The organism is Pseudomonas sp. HLS-6 TE3448, from assembly GCF_053629555.1.
The window spans coordinates 2,342,579-2,359,503 of sequence record NZ_JBRJIO010000001.1 but is presented as its reverse complement, the minus strand read 5'-3'; the positions used below and the strand labels follow the sequence as shown (position 1 = coordinate 2,359,503).

Sequence of the window (16,925 nt, the reverse complement as noted above, 5' to 3'; positions counted from 1 at the left end):
GACACATGTTCAGCAATAAAATCCGCAACATTGCGCTGCTCGGGGCGATCGCCGTCCTGCTGGCGGCGGTTGGCTACTGGAAGGTCGGCCCCGATACTTTCCTCGAGAAACCGGTGGCCACTGTCGACAAAGGCGCCATCGACTATTACGCCACCAATGCCCACAGCGTTCAGTTTCTACCTGACGGCAAGCTGCAATACGACATGACGGCAGACAAGGTCGAGCACCTGCAGGCCAGCGAGATCACCCTGCTGACCACGCCCGACCTGCACATGTACCGCGGCACCGCCTACCCTTGGCACGTTCAGAGCGAACGCGGCGAGGTCAACCCGGACGGCACCGAAGTCGAACTGATTGACTCGGTACGGGTTGCCCGCACCGATGAACAGAACCGTGAAACCATTATTACCACGACCCGCATGACGGTATTCCCACAGAAGCAATATGCTCAAACCGAGCAAGCCGTTAGAATCGACGGCGCCGGTGGAACCACTACGGGCAAGGGAATGAAAGCGTATTTGAAAGACGGCAGGATGGACCTGCTGTCCAACGTAAGAGGACAGTATGAGGCTCGTTAAAACCCTCCCCTTTTTGCTCAGCCTGAGCGCAGCACTGGGAAGCGCGAGCGCCTTGGCCCTGCCGAACGACCGCGACCAGCCAATCCGCATCCAGGCCGATAACGCCCAACTGGACGACAAGAAAGGCATTGCCACCTACACCGGCGACGTGATCATCACCCAAGGCTCGATGATGATCAAAGGCAACACCGTGACCATCACCCGCTCCGCTTCCGGCGATATCGACGTGGTCACTTCGGTGGGCAACCTGGCGTATTTCGAACAGCAACAAAGCGCCGCAAAACCGGACAAGATGCAAGGCTATGCCGTGCAGATCCAATACCAGGCGCTGAAAGACCTGGTGGTTCTGACTGACCGGGCCAAGGTGATCAACGAAGGCAACACCACCGAAGGCGAGAAAATCGTCTACAACACCAAGTCTCAGGTCGCCACCGCCGGCCGCGGCAGCAACATTACCGCACCGCGCCCACGCATCGACATGGTGATCCAGCCGAAGAAGAAGGCCGAGTAATGGCAACCCTCAAAGCCCAGCACCTGGCCAAGAGCTACAAGAGTCGACAAGTCGTACGTGACGTCAGCCTGTCAATCGACAGCGGCCAGATCGTCGGCCTGCTCGGCCCTAACGGCGCCGGCAAGACAACGTGCTTCTACATGATTGTCGGCCTGGTACAGGCCGACCAGGGCCGCGTGCTCATCGACGACCTGGATGTCAGCCACCAGCCGATGCACGGTCGTGCACGCGCGGGTATTGGCTACCTGCCCCAGGAAGCCTCGATCTTCCGCAAGTTGTCGGTGGCCGACAACATCATGGCGATCCTGGAAACACGCAAGGAGCTGGACGGCGCAGGGCGTCGCAAGGAACTGGAAAGCCTGCTGCAGGAGTTTCACATCAGCCACATCCGCGACAACCTCGGCATGAGCCTTTCCGGTGGTGAACGTCGCCGTGTGGAGATCGCCCGCGCACTGGCGACTGCACCGAAATTTATCCTGCTCGACGAACCGTTTGCCGGTGTCGACCCGATCTCGGTCGGCGACATCAAGCAGATCATCCACCACCTGAAAGCCAAAGGCATTGGCGTTCTGATCACCGACCACAACGTCCGTGAAACACTGGATATCTGCGAAACCGCTTACATCGTCAACGATGGTCGCCTAATCGCCGAAGGTGATGCAGAAACCATCCTGGCCAACGAACTGGTGAAAGAGGTTTACCTCGGTCACGAGTTCCGCCTGTAAGCCCGAGGTGCGAGGCACCGCCAGAGCGCTGACGATCCGCCCAAATACCGGCTTATTTGTTACAGCGCTCTAGGCAAACACCTCGGTTTCAGGCATATAATTTGCTTAAAGAAGGCGCTTCGGCGCCCTTGTAGTGGATGGCGCATGTGCGCCGGCGAATAAGGTGTTAAGCCCCTGCCATGAAACCATCGCTCGTCCTAAGAATGGGCCAGCAACTGACGATGACACCGCAGTTGCAACAGGCCATCCGTCTGCTCCAGCTTTCCACACTGGACCTGCAGCAGGAAATCCAGGAAGCCCTGGAATCCAACCCGATGCTCGAACGCCAGGAAGATGGCGACGACTTCGATAACAGCGACCCGATGGCGGATAACGCCGAATCCAAGCCGACCTCGGAATCCCAGGAAACCAGCTTCCAGGAAACCGCCACTCCCGTGGAAAGCCTTGAAGAAGGTGAGTGGAACGAGCGTATTCCCAATGAGCTGCCGGTAGACACCGCCTGGGAAGATATCTATCAAACCAGCGCCAGCAGCCTTCCCAGCAACGATGACGACGAGTGGGACTTCACCACCCGCACCTCGGCGGGTGAAAGCCTGCAGAGCCACCTGCTGTGGCAGTTGAACCTGGCGCCAATGTCGGATACCGACCGACTGATTGCCGTCACCCTGATCGACTGCATCAACAACCAGGGCTATCTCGACGAAACACTGGAAGAGGTCTGTGAGTCCTTCGACCCGGAACTCGATATCGAACTGGACGAAGTGGAAGCCGTCCTGCACCGCATCCAGCAATTCGAGCCTGCCGGTATAGGCGCCCGCAACCTGAGCGAATGCCTGTTGTTGCAGTTGCGTCAGATGCCGGCACAAACACCCTGGATGACTGAAGCGCAACGACTGGTCAGCGACTACATCGACCTGCTCGGCAGCCGCGACTACAGCCAGCTGATGCGCCGCATGAAGCTCAAGGAAGACGAGCTGCGCCAGGTGATCGAACTGGTACAAAGCCTGAACCCACGCCCTGGCTCACAGATCGAGTCCAGTGAACCCGAATACGTGGTGCCTGACGTGATCGTGCGCAAGGACAGCGATCGCTGGCTGGTTGAACTGAACCAGGAAGCCGTCCCACGCCTGCGCGTCAATCCACAGTACGCAGGCTTTGTACGCCGCGCCGATACCAGCGCAGACAACACCTTCATGCGCAATCAGCTTCAGGAAGCCCGCTGGTTCATCAAGAGCCTGCAAAGCCGCAACGAAACGCTGATGAAGGTTGCCACCCAGATCGTCGAACACCAGCGCGGATTCCTCGACCACGGTGACGAGGCCATGAAGCCGCTGGTACTGCACGACATCGCCGAAGCGGTGGGCATGCACGAGTCGACCATATCCCGGGTGACCACGCAAAAGTACATGCATACCCCGCGTGGCATTTACGAACTGAAGTACTTTTTCTCCAGCCATGTCAGCACCTCCGAAGGCGGAGAATGCTCGTCCACGGCGATTCGCGCGATCATCAAAAAACTGGTTGCAGCGGAAAATCAGAAAAAGCCATTGAGTGACAGCAAGATCGCTGGTTTACTGGAGGCACAAGGCATCCAGGTAGCACGACGCACCGTCGCCAAGTACCGCGAATCGCTCGGCATTGCACCGTCGAGTGAACGCAAGCGACTGATGTAACGCACCTGAGGTGTGCCACCGCAATTCAAGTGGCAGGCGCAATACCTGCCTCTTTATGCACCGGCAACAAAAGGAGAAGCTGTATGCAAGTCAACATCAGTGGACACCAAGTAGAAGTCACCGAAGCGCTGCGCACTTATATCGGGGAAAAACTCGAGCGTGTTGAGCGTCACTTCGACAAGATCACCAATGTGCAGGTCATTCTGGAGGTCGAGAAGCTGAAACAGAAAATCGAGGCCACCCTGCGCATCCCTGGCGGCGAAGTCGTCGCCAATGCCGAGCATGAAGACATGTATGCCGCGATCGACCTGCTTGCCGACAAGCTCGACCGCCAACTGAAAAAACACAAGGAAAAACAGCAGGCCTTGCTGCAAGGTGCAGCCGCTCGCTGATCCCCCCCACTCATGATCCGACTTGAAGATATCCTGACCCCCGGCCGTTCACTTGTGAACGTGCCGGGCGGCAGTAAAAAACGCGTACTCGAACACATTGCCAACCTGATTGACCGGGAAGTACCGGATCTGGAAATGCAAGATGTCTTCGAGAGCCTGATTGCCCGCGAAAAACTGGGTTCAACCGGTTTCGGCAACGGTATCGCCATTCCACACTGCCGCCTCAGTGGCTGTGCCGCGCCGATCAGTGCGCTGCTCCACCTGGATGCCCCCATAGATTACGACGCCATCGATGGTGCTCCCGTAGACCTGCTGTTCGTACTGCTGGTTCCGGAAGCCGCCACCGACGAGCACCTGGAGCTGCTGCGCCAGATCGCCAGCATGCTTGACCGCAAGGACGTTCGCGAAAAACTGCGTGCGGCCGGCGATAGCCAGTCCCTGTATCAGGTCGTACTGGATGTACAGAACGGGCACTGAACATGCGTTTGATCATCGTCAGCGGCCGGTCCGGCTCAGGTAAAAGCACTGCCCTCGATGTGCTCGAGGACAATGGCTACTATTGCATCGACAACCTTCCGGCCGGCTTGCTGCCGCAGCTTGCCGAAAGTGCGCTGATCAATACCGAACTGATGCAGCCCAAGGTTGCCGTGTCCATTGATGCACGCAACCTGCCAAGCCATCTCTCCCGGTTCCCGGAACTGCTTGAAGATGCACGCAACCGGCATATCCAATGCGATGTGCTGTATCTGGACGCCGATGAAGAAACCCTGCTCAAGCGCTTCTCGGAAACCCGTCGCCGTCACCCGCTGACCAACGCTCAGCGCTCGCTGGCTGAGGCCATCCGGGTCGAGACCGAACTGCTCGGTCCTATTTCCGATCTGGCCGACCTGAAGATCGACACCACCAACCTGAACCTCTACCAGCTCAAAGATTCGATCAAGCTTCGCCTGCTCAATCAACCCGAGCCGGGCACTGCATTCCTGGTCGAGTCATTCGGCTTCAAGCGTGGAATGCCCGTAGACGCTGACGTGGTGTTCGATGTGCGCTGCCTGCCCAACCCCTACTGGAAGCCAGAGCTGCGGGATCACTCCGGGCTTGAGCAACCGGTAATCGACTACCTGGCCGCCCAGCCGGATGTCGAAGACATGTTCCAGGATATCTCCGGGTATCTCCTCAAATGGCTACCCCGCTTTGCCGCCAGCAACCGTGCGTATGTCACCATTGCCATCGGTTGTACCGGTGGTCATCATCGCTCGGTCTATCTGACCGAACGCCTGGGTCAGTTGCTGCAGCAATCGCTGAAGAACGTCCAGGTCCGCCACCGCGACCTCTAGCCACAGGACTCTTGTGCGATGCCTGCTCTTGAAATAACCATCATCAACAAGCTGGGCCTGCATGCCCGCGCAGCAGCAAAATTCGTTGGCGTTGCCGGCCGTTTTCCTTGCCAGGTACGAATTGGCCGTGCACCGGACAAACTGGTCGATGGCAAGAGCATCATGGCCGTGATGATGCTCGCAGCAGGCAAAGGTACTCAGGTACACCTGCACACCGAAGGTGAAGACGACACAGAGGCACTCAACGCACTGGTTGAGCTGATCAACAATCGCTTTGACGAAGGCGAATAACGCACAAGCATTCTACGGCCCCCTTGTCTCACGCAGCCGCGTACCCTTCTGGTAGCCCAACACCAAGCCGAGCTACCAGACGTAGGATCCACTACGACAGTTGCTCAATCACTCACGATATCCAGTTGTTCAATCAGAAGCGAACGCCCCAACGAGCGCCCAACGGGCTCGCGATCACGGCCTACGGCAACGATTTGCTTGAACAGTGCTTTCATATTGCCCGAGACAGTAAACGGGTTCAGCGCATGCTGCACCTCGCCATGCTCAATCCAGAAACCAATGCCGCGCATGGAGAACTCACCGCTTTTCAGGTCCAACTGTGGCGGTCTGACCTCAGACAGCAGTACACCACGGCCCATTTTCACCAGCAGAGCCGATTGATCATCCTCGCCCGGCGCAAACGACAGGTTGCGTGCAGCATCAAACAGACTGCCTATCGCATTGCCGGTATTGGCCAATCCGAAGCGACGTGACGACTCCGCGTCCAGCGCATAGGAAACCAGTTGGCCGTTCTCGACAAACGTCCTCGCTTGGGTGAGCACACCTTCGCTATCAAACGGACAACTGCCGATGCCCATGGGCAGGCATGGGTCCTCCCCAATCGTGACCACGTCAGAGAAGACCTGAGCACCGAGGGTATCTCCCAGAAACGAGGCGTTCTCGCCCAACACCTTGCCGGTGATTGCCTGCGCGAACGAGGCAAGCAGCCAGGCTGAGACGCTCGGCGCACAAACCACGGGCACCTGCATGTGCACCTGCTCCATTGAACGTGCGCTCAGATAGCCGAGCGCGCGCCTGGCCGCGAGGTCACCGATACGCGCCGGGTCCGACAGCAACTCGATCTTGCGCTGCACCTCATAGTTGCTGCCGGTGCGCCTGATACCGTCTGCGGCACTGCGCACATAGCAACTCAGGTCAAAGGTACTACTGGCGTAGCCGTCCAGAAAACCATGGCTATTGCCGTAGGCCTGGCAGCGCTGCAAAACACTGAAGGCTGTGCCACGGGACTCAACGATCCTCGTATCGGCAGCCAGGGCGGCCGCATCGCAGGTACGAGCCCAATTCAACTGGTCCTCGGCACTGAATGCCGCATCATGGTAAAGCTCAAGGTCGCGTCGCTCCCAGGCCATGCGCTCAGCATCGGCAAGGCCGGTGAACGGATTACTGCAAGCCGACCGCGCCTTTTCCAAGGCCTGACTCACCGCTTCACCAGGCGAGAATCCCTCATTCAGGTCGATGCTCACCTCAGCCTTGCACTGACCAACGTAGACTGCCAGCCCAAGCCAAGCTGTAGCGTCGGTGTACAGGGGGTCCACGTGATCACCTGCCACCCGCTGCACACGGTGTGCCGTACGCAGCGCAAGCGCTTCACAGGCATCGGCACCTTGTGCGCGAGCCTCAGCAAGCAGCACTTCGACATGCGCCTTCAAGTCGGGCAGATTTTCAGGCCCTACAGCCTCCGGCGCCTTGTTCACATCATTCATCATTGGGAAATCCTTTTCTTGAGCCAGGTAAAGTGAGGCCTGCGCAGCGCTAACGCGCACGTTCGCCGGGCAAGCGATACGTTCAAGAAGGACGAACAGCGAAGAAGGGCTTACGCCACGACAGTACGAGAGTCCGTTTCAGTGTTCGTATCCTTATCGAACGACAGAACGGACTCTACGCCTGCAAACAGATGACCTGATCCTACATAGTTATGGCCAGGCCCAAGGGAATCAGCTACCAGCGACCGTCATTTTCTCGATCAGTACGGAGCCGGTGTGGATATTGCTGCGGGTTTCCAGATCATTACCGATTGCAACGATTTGCTGGAACATGTCTTTCATGTTGCCGGCGATCGTCACCTCCTGAACCGCAAACTGGATCTCACCGTTCTCCACCCAGAAACCTGCCGCGCCACGGGAGTAATCGCCTGTCACCATATTCAGGCCATGCCCCATCAGTTCAGTGACCAACAGGCCGCGCCCCATGCGACGCAACAGTGCAGCCTGATCTTCATCACCATGGGTGACAAACAGGTTGTGCACACCACCGGCGTTGGCGGTGCTCGGCATGCCCAATTTGCGCCCGGAATAGGTGCCCAGAACATAAGACACCAACTGACCGTTTTCGACGAATGGCTTGGCATAGGTTGCCAGCCCATCACCATCGAAGGCTGCACTGCCCAAGGCGCGCTGCAAGTGCGGACGCTCATCCAGGGTCAGCCAATTCGGGAACAACTGCTGGCCCATGGCGCCATCGAGGAACGACGATTTGCGGTACAGGTTTCCACCGGAGATCGCCGTCAGGAAGCTGCTGAACAGCCCACCGGCCAGTTCCGCCGAGAACAGCACCGGCACCTCGCAGGTGGGTACCGGGCGCGCGCCCAGGCGGCTGGCAGCACGCTGCGCAGCGCGCCGGCCAATGCTCTGCGGGTCGGCCAGCAACTCGCCCTGACGATTGACGTCATACCAGTAGTCGCGCTGCATCTGCCCATCGCCCTCGGCGATCATGACGCAACTCAAGCTGTGACGCGTCGAGGCATAACCGCCGATGAAACCATGGCTGTTGCCGTAGACGCGGCAGCCCTGATGGGTATTTAGGGTGGTGCCATCAGCATTCTTGATCCGTGGATCGGCCTCGAATGCCGCCGCCTCGCAGGCCAAGGCCTTCTCGATGGCCTGTTCCGGAGTGATGTCCCAGGCATGGTAAAGATCGAAATCCGGCAAATCGCGAGCCATCAAAGCGGCATCAGCCAGCCCGGCGCAATCGTCTTCGGAGGTGTGCTTGGCAATCGCCAATGCGGCAGCAACGGTTTCACGAATCGCCTCACTGCCGCTGGCCGAGGTGCTGGCCGAACCTTTGCGCTGACCAACGTACAAGGTGATACCAAAGCCTTGGTCACGGTTGAATTCAACCGTTTCTACTTCACGTTGACGCACCGAGGTCGACAGCCCCTGCTCCAGCGAAACGGCTACTTCGCAGGCACTGGCGCCTTGGCGCCGGGCCTCGGCAATGATCTGCTCGACCTGCTCCTGCAGTGCCGGCAGGGCTTGCGGACCTACGCTCTGGACTGAACTCATGGTCTTCTCCACTCAAAATCTGCTCTCGGCACGGGTCAACTCACGACCGGGCCGGACAAGCGGCCCCCGACTGGTTATCATGGCGGCGTTTCCACGCGGACTGCCACCATGGTTGATTCTTACGACGATGCCTTCGACGAAGGCGAAAAAAGCAAAACCCAGATCAAGCGCGAGCTGCATGCGCTGGTCGACCTCGGCGAGCGCCTTACAACGCTCAAGCCGGACACCCTGGCACGCCTGCCGCTGACCGACGCCCTGCGCCGGGCCTTGGCCGATGCCAGCAAACACACCGCACACATTGCCCGTAAACGCCATTTGTCGTTCATCGGCAAATTGATGCGCGATCAGGACATCGAGGCAATTCTTGCGTTGCTGGACCAACTCGATGCCTCCACTCGCCAGTACAACGAACGATTCCACAACCTTGAACGCTGGCGCGACCGTCTGATCGGCGGCACCGACGAAGACCTCGAACGTTTCGTCAACGAATACGCCGAAGCGGATCGCCAGCAGCTGCGCTCGCTGATCCGTCAGGCCCAGCATGAGCTGGCGCGCAACAAGCCGCCAACTGCCAGCCGCAAGATCTTCAAGTACATCCGCGACCTCGACGAAACCCAGCGCGGCCTGCGCTGATCTTCGTAGCCGAGCCGGCACACTGCCGGCTCGACCTTTTCGTCATGCGCCCGTGCCACCCACGGTGATCGCATCGATCTTCAGCGTCGGCTGACCAACGCCAACAGGCACCGATTGCCCATCCTTGCCACACGTGCCGACACCACTGTCCAGCGACAGGTCGTTGCCGACCATCGACACACGGCTCATGGCCTCCGGCCCGTTACCGATCAGGGTCGCCCCCTTCACTGGTGTGGTGATTTTGCCGTCCTCGATGAGGTAAGCCTCACTGGTGGAAAACACGAACTTGCCACTGGTGATATCCACCTGCCCGCCGCCAAGGTTTGCGCAGTACAGGCCACGCTTCACCGAAGCGATGATTTCAGCCGGGTCGCTGTCACCGGCACGCATGTAGGTGTTGGTCATGCGCGGCATCGGCAAGTGTGCATAGGACTCACGCCGACCGTTACCGGTGCGCGCCATCCCCATCAAGCGGGCATTGAGCTTGTCCTGCATGTAGCCTTTGAGGATGCCGTTCTCGATCAAGGTGGTGCATTCGGTGGGGGTACCTTCGTCATCGACGCTCAGCGAGCCGCGGCGCCCTTCCAGGGTACCGTCGTCGACAATGGTGCAGAGACTGGACGCGACCTGCTCCCCCAAACGACCGCTATAGGCCGAGCTGCCCTTGCGGTTGAAATCCCCCTCAAGACCATGGCCGACCGCCTCATGGAGCAACACCCCTGACCAGCCCGGGCCGAGAACCACCGGCAATGTCCCGGCCGGCGCCGGAACCGCCTCAAGGTTGACCAAGGCCTGACGCAATGCCTCGCGGGCATAGCCCATGACACGCTCATCGGTGAAAAAACGGTAGTCGGTGCGCCCGCCGCCGCCGTGGCCGCCGCGTTCACGGCGACCATTCTGCTCGACGATCACGCTGACGTTGAAACGCACCAGCGGTCGCACATCGGCAGCCAGGCTACCGTCGGCGGCCGCGACCAGGATGCGCTCCCAGACGCCGGCCATGCTGACACTGACCTGCTGGATACGTGGGTCCAGCTTGCGGGTTGCCGCATCGACACGCTTGAGCAGCTCGACCTTCTCGGCACGGCTGATGACCTCAAGCGGATTGTCCGGCGAGTACAACTGCACCACGTCCTGGCTTTTGAACGCCTGAACGCTGCCGTTCTGTCCAGCTCGGGAAATCGAGCGGGCAGCACGAGCCGCCGAACTCAAGGCCTCAAGGTTGATCGCATTGCTGTAGGCGAAACCGGTTTTTTCACCGGATTGGGCACGAACCCCTACCCCCTGATCGAGGTTGAAGCTGCCCTCTTTGACAATGCCGTCCTCCAGTGCCCACGACTCGGAAATCTGCCCCTGAAAGTACAGGTCGGCGGCATCGATACCGGGCCCGGCCAGCTCACCGAGCACCGACTGCAGGCTGTCCAGGGTAAGACCACCTGGCGCCAGCAGGTGCTCACTGACAGTGGATAACAACTCGCTCATAGTCACTCCGAGGTGTGCGCAGGCCGCAAGGCGTCCTGCGAGAAAAAGCGCCGGTGCAAGGCCACCGGCATCCGCGCCCGGATGGACGCCTGTTCGCTGCTGTCGCGTTCGGCCAGCAGCACGGCTTCGCCGGTGTCCTGTTCGGCGACGATGCGCCCCCATGGATCGACGATCGCCGCATGACCAAAGGTTTCCCGTGGACCGGGATGAGTGCCGCCCTGAGCCGCAGCCAACACATAGCACTGCGTTTCAATGGCCCGGGCACGTATCAGCACTTCCCAGTGTGCGGCACCGGTTACCGCGGTAAACGCAGCCGGCGCACTGATCAATTCAGCCCCCGCTTCGCGCAAGGCGCTATAGAGCTCCGGAAAGCGCAGGTCATAGCAGACACTGAGCCCCAGACGGCCAACCGGCGTATCGGCCACGACCACCCGACTTCCATGGGCATAATCATCGGACTCACGATAACGGCCACGGTTGTCGGCCACATCGACATCGAACAGGTGCAGCTTGTCGTAGCGCGCCACCTGCTGCCCCTGGTCGTCGATCAGCAACGAACAGGCATGGGCTTTCGCGTCGGGCTGCCCGACCGGCGGCAAGGGCACGGTTCCGGCCACAATCCATAACCTGAGGTCACGTGCCGTCTGTTTCAACCACGGCAGGATCGGCCCCTCGCCAAGTGCTTCGGCTCGGCCGATTGCCGCACTGTCACGACGCCCCATGGCAGCAAAGTTTTCTGGCAAGACTGCCAGCCGCGCACCGCCCTGGGCTGCACGCTCAAGCAATGCGTGGGCCTTGGCCAGGTTGCCAGCGATATCGCTCTGGCTGACCATCTGAATCACGGCTGCTTTCATCAACGGTTCTTCTCGAAAGGTTTGATAAAGCTAATCTTAGGCTCTTTCCACGGGCCTTCGACGCGATAGTGCACACTGGCATAACGTGCTACCCGATCCCCCAGCAGGCGGTCAACCAGGAACAGGGCACCGCCAATGGCCGGCGCACCGACAATCAACGCCGCCAATGGCAGGTTGTTGGTCACCGGCAAGGTCACCAGCAGGTTGGCATCGATTCGGTCTCGAACCATGTCCAGTGTGCCATCCAGTTCCAGATTACTTGAGGGCCCCGTCACGGTGATCGGTTCACGCGTCACGTAGACGCCCTCACTGGCGACCAAAAGGCCTTTGACCCGGTCATAACTCAGGCCTTTGCCAAGCAGGTCGGAGAAGTCCAGGCGCAAGCGACGGCCAATCGAGTTGAAGTTCAGCAGACCAAACACCCGCAGCGCCTGAGCGCCACCTTCCACCTCGACAAACTGGCCTTTGCGTAGCGAGGCATCAAGGCTGCCGGAAAACCGCTTGAGGCCAACCCAGGCGGGCGAGCCTGGCCAGCGGCCGTCGGCGTCCAGACGAAAATCCCGACTGGTCACGGTCGGTGCGAACTTCCAGGCCTTGAGCACATCTGCCACGTCCTTGCCTTCCAGACGGCCCTTGTACCAACTACTGCTCGCCCCCGGCACACCCTCCCAGCCAGCATTGCCATCAATCATCAAGCCTTTGAGATTGAGGTCCAGATCCTTCAGCGCTACGCCCTTGGCCGTGGGCCGCAGCTTCAGCGACCAACTGCCCAACAGGTCGTCACCCAGGAACAACTTGCCGATGGTCAGGTCGATTGCCGGAATTTTGCGCGGATCGACAGTAGCCAAGGGGTCTGGGGCATCCGGGGCCGTAACCTCAGCGGGATCAGCCGACGGCAGATGAATGGTCTGCAAATTAAGGGTGATTGGTTGTGCCTGGTTATCCGGCAGGCGCGCATTACCTATGACCTCCTTGCTGTCCAGGCGCACGCCCCAACTGTCATTGCTACGGTTGACACGAACCACCGCCTGGTTAAGGTCAAGACCGAATGCCTTGACCTGCCCAATGCTCACATCGGCACTCTGGAGGGTTTGCCGGGCACTGCCGCCTGGATCGTTTCCGGCATAACGTTCCAGCTGTTTCTGCCAAAGCGCCACGTCCAGCTCGGCCAGCTTGCCACTCAACCGCACACCCTGGGCAGAGGGCAACTGGGCATTGCCTTCGCCAAACAACAGTTCGCCGCGCCCTTGGCCGGGCTTGCCCACCGGCGAGGCGTACACCAGGTTGGCAAGGTCTGCGTAATCAACATCGTAACGGCGCTCTGGGCCTTGCAGGTTCATCCGAAACTGGCTGTTACGCACCTCGCCAGCGGATTTTCCAAACGGTGCAGGCAAATCGATTGCCAGGCCCTTGAGCGTGGAGTTGATCGTCAGTTGATTGCTGCGGCTGCCCAAGGCTACCTGCAACTCGTAGGGCAGTTCGCCGGACAGCGGCAAGGCTTGGCTGAACTGCAGCCAGTCGGTCAGCGCCTTGAGCCCGATCTGCCCCTTGGCAGCGAGGCGGGTCTGCAACTGACCGGGCTTGCCTTCCGCGAAAATCTGCGCAGTGAACGGCTTGTCGAACGCCCGGGCCGTAATGCCCTGACCGCTCAGGCCCTTGTCATAATCAAATCGGAAATCACCCTTGAGCTGGCTCAATTCCAGCGCCGGCTCACGGATCTTGAGGCGCGCATCAGCCGTACTGAAGTCCACCAGCACCTTGGGCTGTTGCCCCTTCACCAGTGGAACATCGAGCTTGAGCTTGCCCACCAGGCTGCCCTCGCCCTCCCAACCGGCAAAGGTCGGCCCGGTGCCAATAGGTGCCTCCTGGAGAATCTTCAGACCATCGCCAAGCCCGCCGGAGAATTCGCCATCAAGGTACAAGTGGCTGTGCTCGCCACTGTCCACATGGGGAATATCGACCATCACGTTGCTGACCTGGGTATTGAGCAGCTCTCCACTGCGGGCCTTTACCCGCACCCCAGCATCGTCGATGAACACGTCGCCGTCGACGTTGTGCACCGTCGGCCAGCCAGGCTGAAAATCGAGGGCCGCATCATGCACCTTGAAAAACAGGCTGATGCTCCGGGCCTCAGGGGATGCCCCGTGGTTCAGCGAGCCCTGGTACTGAAAATAGCCCTCATCGACCGCACCCTTGAGAATCGCCGTGCGCAGCCACTCATCCAATGCGGGGCTCAAGACTGCCGGCAGGTACTTGCCAGTGTAACGACCGTCACCCTCGACCAGACCGACACGCAGGTCCATGTAGTCCTCAAGCGCAGGGTCGAAGAGCAGACGAATCAGGAAATCGCCAGCGATCTTGCCTTCCTCTCCCAGCACCTTGAGGTAGGGGGCAATGAGGGTGAAGCCGTCCTGATCCAGACGCCAGGTCAAGCGTGCATTGGCTTTCTGGTAATGCCAGGGTTTGGCGAAGATAGGATCGAGATGCAGCATGAATGCATCGGTATCAAGGCGTAGCTCACCCTGACCAAGGTCACCACTGATGCTGCCACTGACGTTTCCTGCCGCCGGTGCACCGTGGTAGGCCGAAAACCCCACCCGGTCGAGGTTGGCTGCAAAGCTCAGGCGCTGATCGCCACTGGCCTTGGGTCGAATATCCAGCCGCACGTTGCGCAAGCCACCGGTCACCTTGAGACCATCAACCACGGCCATCAGTGTGTCCGGCAGAGGAGCCAGGGCATCGATCAACGGCGTGAGCGGGGCAAGGTCCAGGCGATCGGCCTGCACCTCCCAGGTTTCTTCGGTTTTCTCGGTGGCCGCCAACTGGCGCAACTGGATACGAGATTCCCAGCGGGTTTCGCCCAGGCTCATCGCCAGGGAGTCTACGGCCACTTCGAAGCCCTGCTCGCTACGCTGGAACCAGGCGTTGAGGGCCAGGTTATCCAGGGCGATGGCTTTGCGCCCGGTATAGGCACCGCGCAACCGCGGCGCGTTCATGCGCACCACCGCACTGCTCACCGCACCGTTCGACCAGTTGAGCCAGACCTCGCCGCCACTACGCAACTGCTCGGCCTTCCACTGCCCCAGCCATTTCGGCGGTATCCACTTGGCCCAGTCACTCTGCGGCAGGCTCAGGTACGCCTCTAGTTGCGCCTCACGCCATTGAGCCGGGCGAATCCGGCTGCGCAGGCTCAAGGCCAGCGGCTGGCCGTCGGGCAGGGTCGCACGCGCATCAAGGCGCTGGCGCACACTGCCGGTCTGTAGCCCAAGGCTGACATAGGTAAGGGTTGTCGGGTCACGCTGGAACGGCTCAAGGGTCACCTGGCTGTCGAACAGGGAAACCTTCGAGACCACCTGAAGTTTGGTCAGCACCTGCTCAGGGTCGAGTGATTGCTCTTGCGTGACGGGCAACCCCTTCAGCGCCCAACGGCCATTCTCATCTTCATGCAGGCTCACCTGCAGGCCACCCAACTCGATCTGGGCAATGCGTAGCTGACGCTCCATCAAGCTGGCCCAAAGGTCTGGCACGACCCTGACCGCATCCAGGCGCAAGGCGTTGGGGCCATCACCCAGCTGCACATCACGCACCAGCAACACCGGCGCCAACCCATTCCAGCGTCCCTCCAGGGCGCCGATATGGACAGGCATGCCCAAGGCCTGCTCGGCCTTGTCCTGAGCCTCATTCCGGTATTCAGCCACCAACGGCACCAACTGCCGCCCAAGGCTTACGTAAAGTGCGACAAGCACTGTCAGCAGGGCGCACCCGCCCAAGCCCCAGCGAGTCAATGCGATCAGAACGCGCGTCAGACGTTCCATGTCGATGTCTCCCCGAGTCGAGCTTTAACTATGGCCCGGACTACCGGCTTTGCCAGCAGCCACAGCTCAAATGAACAACAAAAGCGAATCAGAGCAGCACCACATCGTATTGTTCCTGGGAATACATCGACTCGACCTGGAAGCGAATCGTTCGCCCGATGAACGCCTCAAGTTCGGCAACATTGCCAGACTCCTCGTCCAGCAACCGGTCCACCACCTTCTGGTTGGCCAGCACTCTATAGCCTTCAGCCTGATAGGCGCGGGCCTCGCGAAGGATTTCCCGGAAAATCTCGTAACAGATTGTCTCGGGTGTTTTCAGCTTGCCGCGACCATGGCAACTGATGCAGGGCTCGCAGAGCACCTGCTCGAGGCTTTCACGGGTGCGCTTGCGGGTCATCTGCACCAGGCCCAACTCGGTGATACCAATGATGTTGGTCTTGGCATGATCACGTTCGAGCTGCTTCTCCAGCGTACGCAATACCTGGCGCTGATGCTCTTCGTCTTCCATGTCGATGAAGTCGATGATGATGATCCCGCCAATGTTGCGCAGGCGCAGTTGCCTGGCGATCGCGGTTGCCGCCTCCAGGTTGGTCTTGAAGATGGTCTCCTCAAGGTTGCGATGCCCGACGAAAGCCCCGGTGTTCACATCGATCGTGGTCATCGCTTCAGCCGGGTCGACCACCAGATAACCACCGGACTTGAGCGGCACCTTGCGGTCCAGCGCACGCTGGATTTCGTCCTCGACGCCATAAAGGTCGAAAATCGGACGCTCACCCGGGTAATGCTCCAGCCGGTCGGCGATTTCCGGCATCAGCTCGGCGACGAACTGCGTCGTTTTCTGGAACGTTTCCCGAGAGTCGATGCGGATCTTCTCGATTTTCGGGTTGACCAGGTCGCGCAGGGTACGCAAGGCCAGGCCCAGATCCTCATAAATGACGGTCGGCGCGCCCACGGTCTTGATCTGATTGCCAATCTGCTCCCAGAGCCTGCGCAGGTAGCGAATGTCCATGAGAATTTCATCGGCGCCCGCGCCTTCGGCAGCCGTGCGCAGGATGAAACCACCGGCATCCTTGATATTTTCCTGGGCCACGCAGTCACTGACCACCTGTTTGAGACGCTCACGCTCGGCTTCGTCTTCGATTTTCAGGGAAATACCGACATGGCTGGTGCGTGGCATGTACACCAGATAACGCGAAGGAATCGAAAGCTGTGTGGTCAGGCGAGCGCCCTTTGAACCGATGGGGTCTTTGGTCACCTGCACCACCAGGCTCTGACCTTCATGCACCAAGGCACTGATGGTCTCGACTGCCGGCCCTTCACGCAGGGAGATTTCCGACGCATGGATGAACGCTGCGCGCTCCAGGCCAATATCGACAAAAGCCGCCTGCATACCCGGCAGGACACGCACCACCTTGCCCTTGTAGATGTTGCCGACAATCCCGCGGCGCTGGGTACGCTCGACATGCACCTCTTGCAGGACACCGTTTTCCACCACCGCCACGCGTGATTCCATCGGCGTGATATTGATCAGAATCTCTTCACTCATGGCTGGCTCTCGTCAAAGGTGTTCAGGTA

At 59.8% G+C, this 16,925-nt stretch carries 15 protein-coding genes; 9 read left to right on the top strand and 6 right to left on the bottom strand.

Going from position 1 to position 16,925, the window contains the following annotated elements; genetic code table 11:
* The first annotated feature begins 5 nt into the window (after positions 1-5).
* The 8 genes from lptC (at position 6) to AB7M23_RS10825 (ending at position 5,504) form a co-directional block, all read left to right on the top strand.
* On the top strand, positions 6-578 hold the full coding sequence (gene lptC, locus AB7M23_RS10860) for an LPS export ABC transporter periplasmic protein LptC (protein WP_454240816.1): 573 nt from the start codon (positions 6-8) through the stop codon (positions 576-578).
* Positions 565-1,089, top strand: coding sequence for a lipopolysaccharide transport periplasmic protein LptA (lptA, locus tag AB7M23_RS10855; protein ID WP_065760930.1), 525 nt, complete (start codon positions 565-567; stop codon positions 1,087-1,089). The genes lptC and lptA overlap by 14 nt, the downstream gene beginning before the upstream one ends.
* Complete coding sequence (gene lptB / locus AB7M23_RS10850; protein ID WP_454240815.1) at positions 1,089-1,814, top strand: LPS export ABC transporter ATP-binding protein; 726 nt, start codon at positions 1,089-1,091, stop codon at positions 1,812-1,814. Before lptA ends, lptB begins: the two co-directional genes overlap by 1 nt.
* 179 nt (positions 1,815-1,993) lie before the next feature.
* Positions 1,994-3,487 carry an RNA polymerase factor sigma-54 gene (locus AB7M23_RS10845; RefSeq protein WP_065760932.1) on the top strand — a complete coding sequence of 498 codons (1,494 nt, stop codon included), beginning with the start codon at positions 1,994-1,996 and terminating at the stop codon, positions 3,485-3,487.
* A gap of 83 nt (positions 3,488-3,570) precedes the next feature.
* Positions 3,571-3,879: a ribosome hibernation-promoting factor, HPF/YfiA family gene (gene hpf / locus AB7M23_RS10840; protein WP_065760933.1), complete on the top strand. Its 309-nt coding sequence runs from the start codon at positions 3,571-3,573 to the stop codon at positions 3,877-3,879.
* 12 nt (positions 3,880-3,891) lie between these two features.
* Positions 3,892-4,356 (top strand): PTS IIA-like nitrogen regulatory protein PtsN, encoded by a 465-nt coding sequence (ptsN, locus tag AB7M23_RS10835; RefSeq protein WP_409276621.1) that lies wholly within the window; start codon positions 3,892-3,894, stop codon positions 4,354-4,356.
* A 2-nt stretch (positions 4,357-4,358) separates the two neighbouring features.
* Positions 4,359-5,213 carry an RNase adapter RapZ gene (gene rapZ / locus AB7M23_RS10830; protein ID WP_099773637.1) on the top strand — a complete coding sequence of 285 codons (855 nt, stop codon included), beginning with the start codon at positions 4,359-4,361 and terminating at the stop codon, positions 5,211-5,213.
* Between the two features lie 18 nt (positions 5,214-5,231).
* A complete protein-coding gene (locus AB7M23_RS10825; protein ID WP_065759401.1) occupies positions 5,232-5,504 on the top strand; it encodes an HPr family phosphocarrier protein in 273 nt (90 codons plus the stop codon).
* A gap of 104 nt (positions 5,505-5,608) precedes the next feature.
* Here AB7M23_RS10825 and AB7M23_RS10820 read toward each other — a convergent pair whose 3' ends face one another.
* Positions 5,609-6,991, bottom strand: coding sequence for a TldD/PmbA family protein (locus tag AB7M23_RS10820; RefSeq protein WP_454240814.1), 1,383 nt, complete (start codon positions 6,989-6,991; stop codon positions 5,609-5,611).
* Between the two features lie 228 nt (positions 6,992-7,219).
* Positions 7,220-8,566 carry a metalloprotease PmbA gene (gene pmbA / locus AB7M23_RS10815; protein WP_454240813.1) on the bottom strand — a complete coding sequence of 449 codons (1,347 nt, stop codon included), beginning with the start codon at positions 8,564-8,566 and terminating at the stop codon, positions 7,220-7,222.
* Between the two features lie 108 nt (positions 8,567-8,674).
* Between pmbA and yjgA the strand changes: the two genes are divergently transcribed.
* Positions 8,675-9,199: a ribosome biogenesis factor YjgA gene (gene yjgA / locus AB7M23_RS10810; RefSeq protein WP_065759397.1), complete on the top strand. Its 525-nt coding sequence runs from the start codon at positions 8,675-8,677 to the stop codon at positions 9,197-9,199.
* Positions 9,200-9,241: 42 nt separating this feature from the next.
* Here yjgA and tldD read toward each other — a convergent pair whose 3' ends face one another.
* The 4 genes from tldD to rng form a co-directional block, all read right to left on the bottom strand.
* The gene (gene tldD / locus AB7M23_RS10805; protein ID WP_065759396.1) at positions 9,242-10,681 is read right to left on the bottom strand and encodes a metalloprotease TldD; all 1,440 of its coding nucleotides are present in this window, start codon (positions 10,679-10,681) and stop codon (positions 9,242-9,244) included.
* Between the two features lie 2 nt (positions 10,682-10,683).
* Positions 10,684-11,535, bottom strand: coding sequence for a carbon-nitrogen hydrolase family protein (locus AB7M23_RS10800; RefSeq protein WP_454240812.1), 852 nt, complete (start codon positions 11,533-11,535; stop codon positions 10,684-10,686).
* Positions 11,535-15,350: a YhdP family protein gene (locus tag AB7M23_RS10795; protein ID WP_454240811.1), complete on the bottom strand. Its 3,816-nt coding sequence runs from the start codon at positions 15,348-15,350 to the stop codon at positions 11,535-11,537. The genes AB7M23_RS10800 and AB7M23_RS10795 overlap by 1 nt, the downstream gene beginning before the upstream one ends.
* An 88-nt stretch (positions 15,351-15,438) precedes the next feature.
* Entirely contained in the window at positions 15,439-16,896 is a 1,458-nt protein-coding gene (gene rng, locus AB7M23_RS10790; RefSeq protein ID WP_065759393.1) for a ribonuclease G, read from the bottom strand.
* Between the last annotated feature and the right edge of the window lie 29 nt (positions 16,897-16,925).

Coding starts and splice junctions, on each gene's coding strand:
- lptC (WP_454240816.1), top strand. CDS start 6: ATGTTCAGCAATAAAATCCGCAACATTGCGCTGCTCGGGGCGATCGCC.
- lptA (WP_065760930.1), top strand. CDS start 565: ATGAGGCTCGTTAAAACCCTCCCCTTTTTGCTCAGCCTGAGCGCAGCA.
- lptB (WP_454240815.1), top strand. CDS start 1,089: ATGGCAACCCTCAAAGCCCAGCACCTGGCCAAGAGCTACAAGAGTCGA.
- AB7M23_RS10845 (WP_065760932.1), top strand. CDS start 1,994: ATGAAACCATCGCTCGTCCTAAGAATGGGCCAGCAACTGACGATGACA.
- hpf (WP_065760933.1), top strand. CDS start 3,571: ATGCAAGTCAACATCAGTGGACACCAAGTAGAAGTCACCGAAGCGCTG.
- ptsN (WP_409276621.1), top strand. CDS start 3,892: ATGATCCGACTTGAAGATATCCTGACCCCCGGCCGTTCACTTGTGAAC.
- rapZ (WP_099773637.1), top strand. CDS start 4,359: ATGCGTTTGATCATCGTCAGCGGCCGGTCCGGCTCAGGTAAAAGCACT.
- AB7M23_RS10825 (WP_065759401.1), top strand. CDS start 5,232: ATGCCTGCTCTTGAAATAACCATCATCAACAAGCTGGGCCTGCATGCC.
- AB7M23_RS10820 (WP_454240814.1), bottom strand. CDS start 6,991: ATGATGAATGATGTGAACAAGGCGCCGGAGGCTGTAGGGCCTGAAAAT.
- pmbA (WP_454240813.1), bottom strand. CDS start 8,566: ATGAGTTCAGTCCAGAGCGTAGGTCCGCAAGCCCTGCCGGCACTGCAG.
- yjgA (WP_065759397.1), top strand. CDS start 8,675: ATGGTTGATTCTTACGACGATGCCTTCGACGAAGGCGAAAAAAGCAAA.
- tldD (WP_065759396.1), bottom strand. CDS start 10,681: ATGAGCGAGTTGTTATCCACTGTCAGTGAGCACCTGCTGGCGCCAGGT.
- AB7M23_RS10800 (WP_454240812.1), bottom strand. CDS start 11,535: ATGAAAGCAGCCGTGATTCAGATGGTCAGCCAGAGCGATATCGCTGGC.
- AB7M23_RS10795 (WP_454240811.1), bottom strand. CDS start 15,350: ATGGAACGTCTGACGCGCGTTCTGATCGCATTGACTCGCTGGGGCTTG.
- rng (WP_065759393.1), bottom strand. CDS start 16,896: ATGAGTGAAGAGATTCTGATCAATATCACGCCGATGGAATCACGCGTG.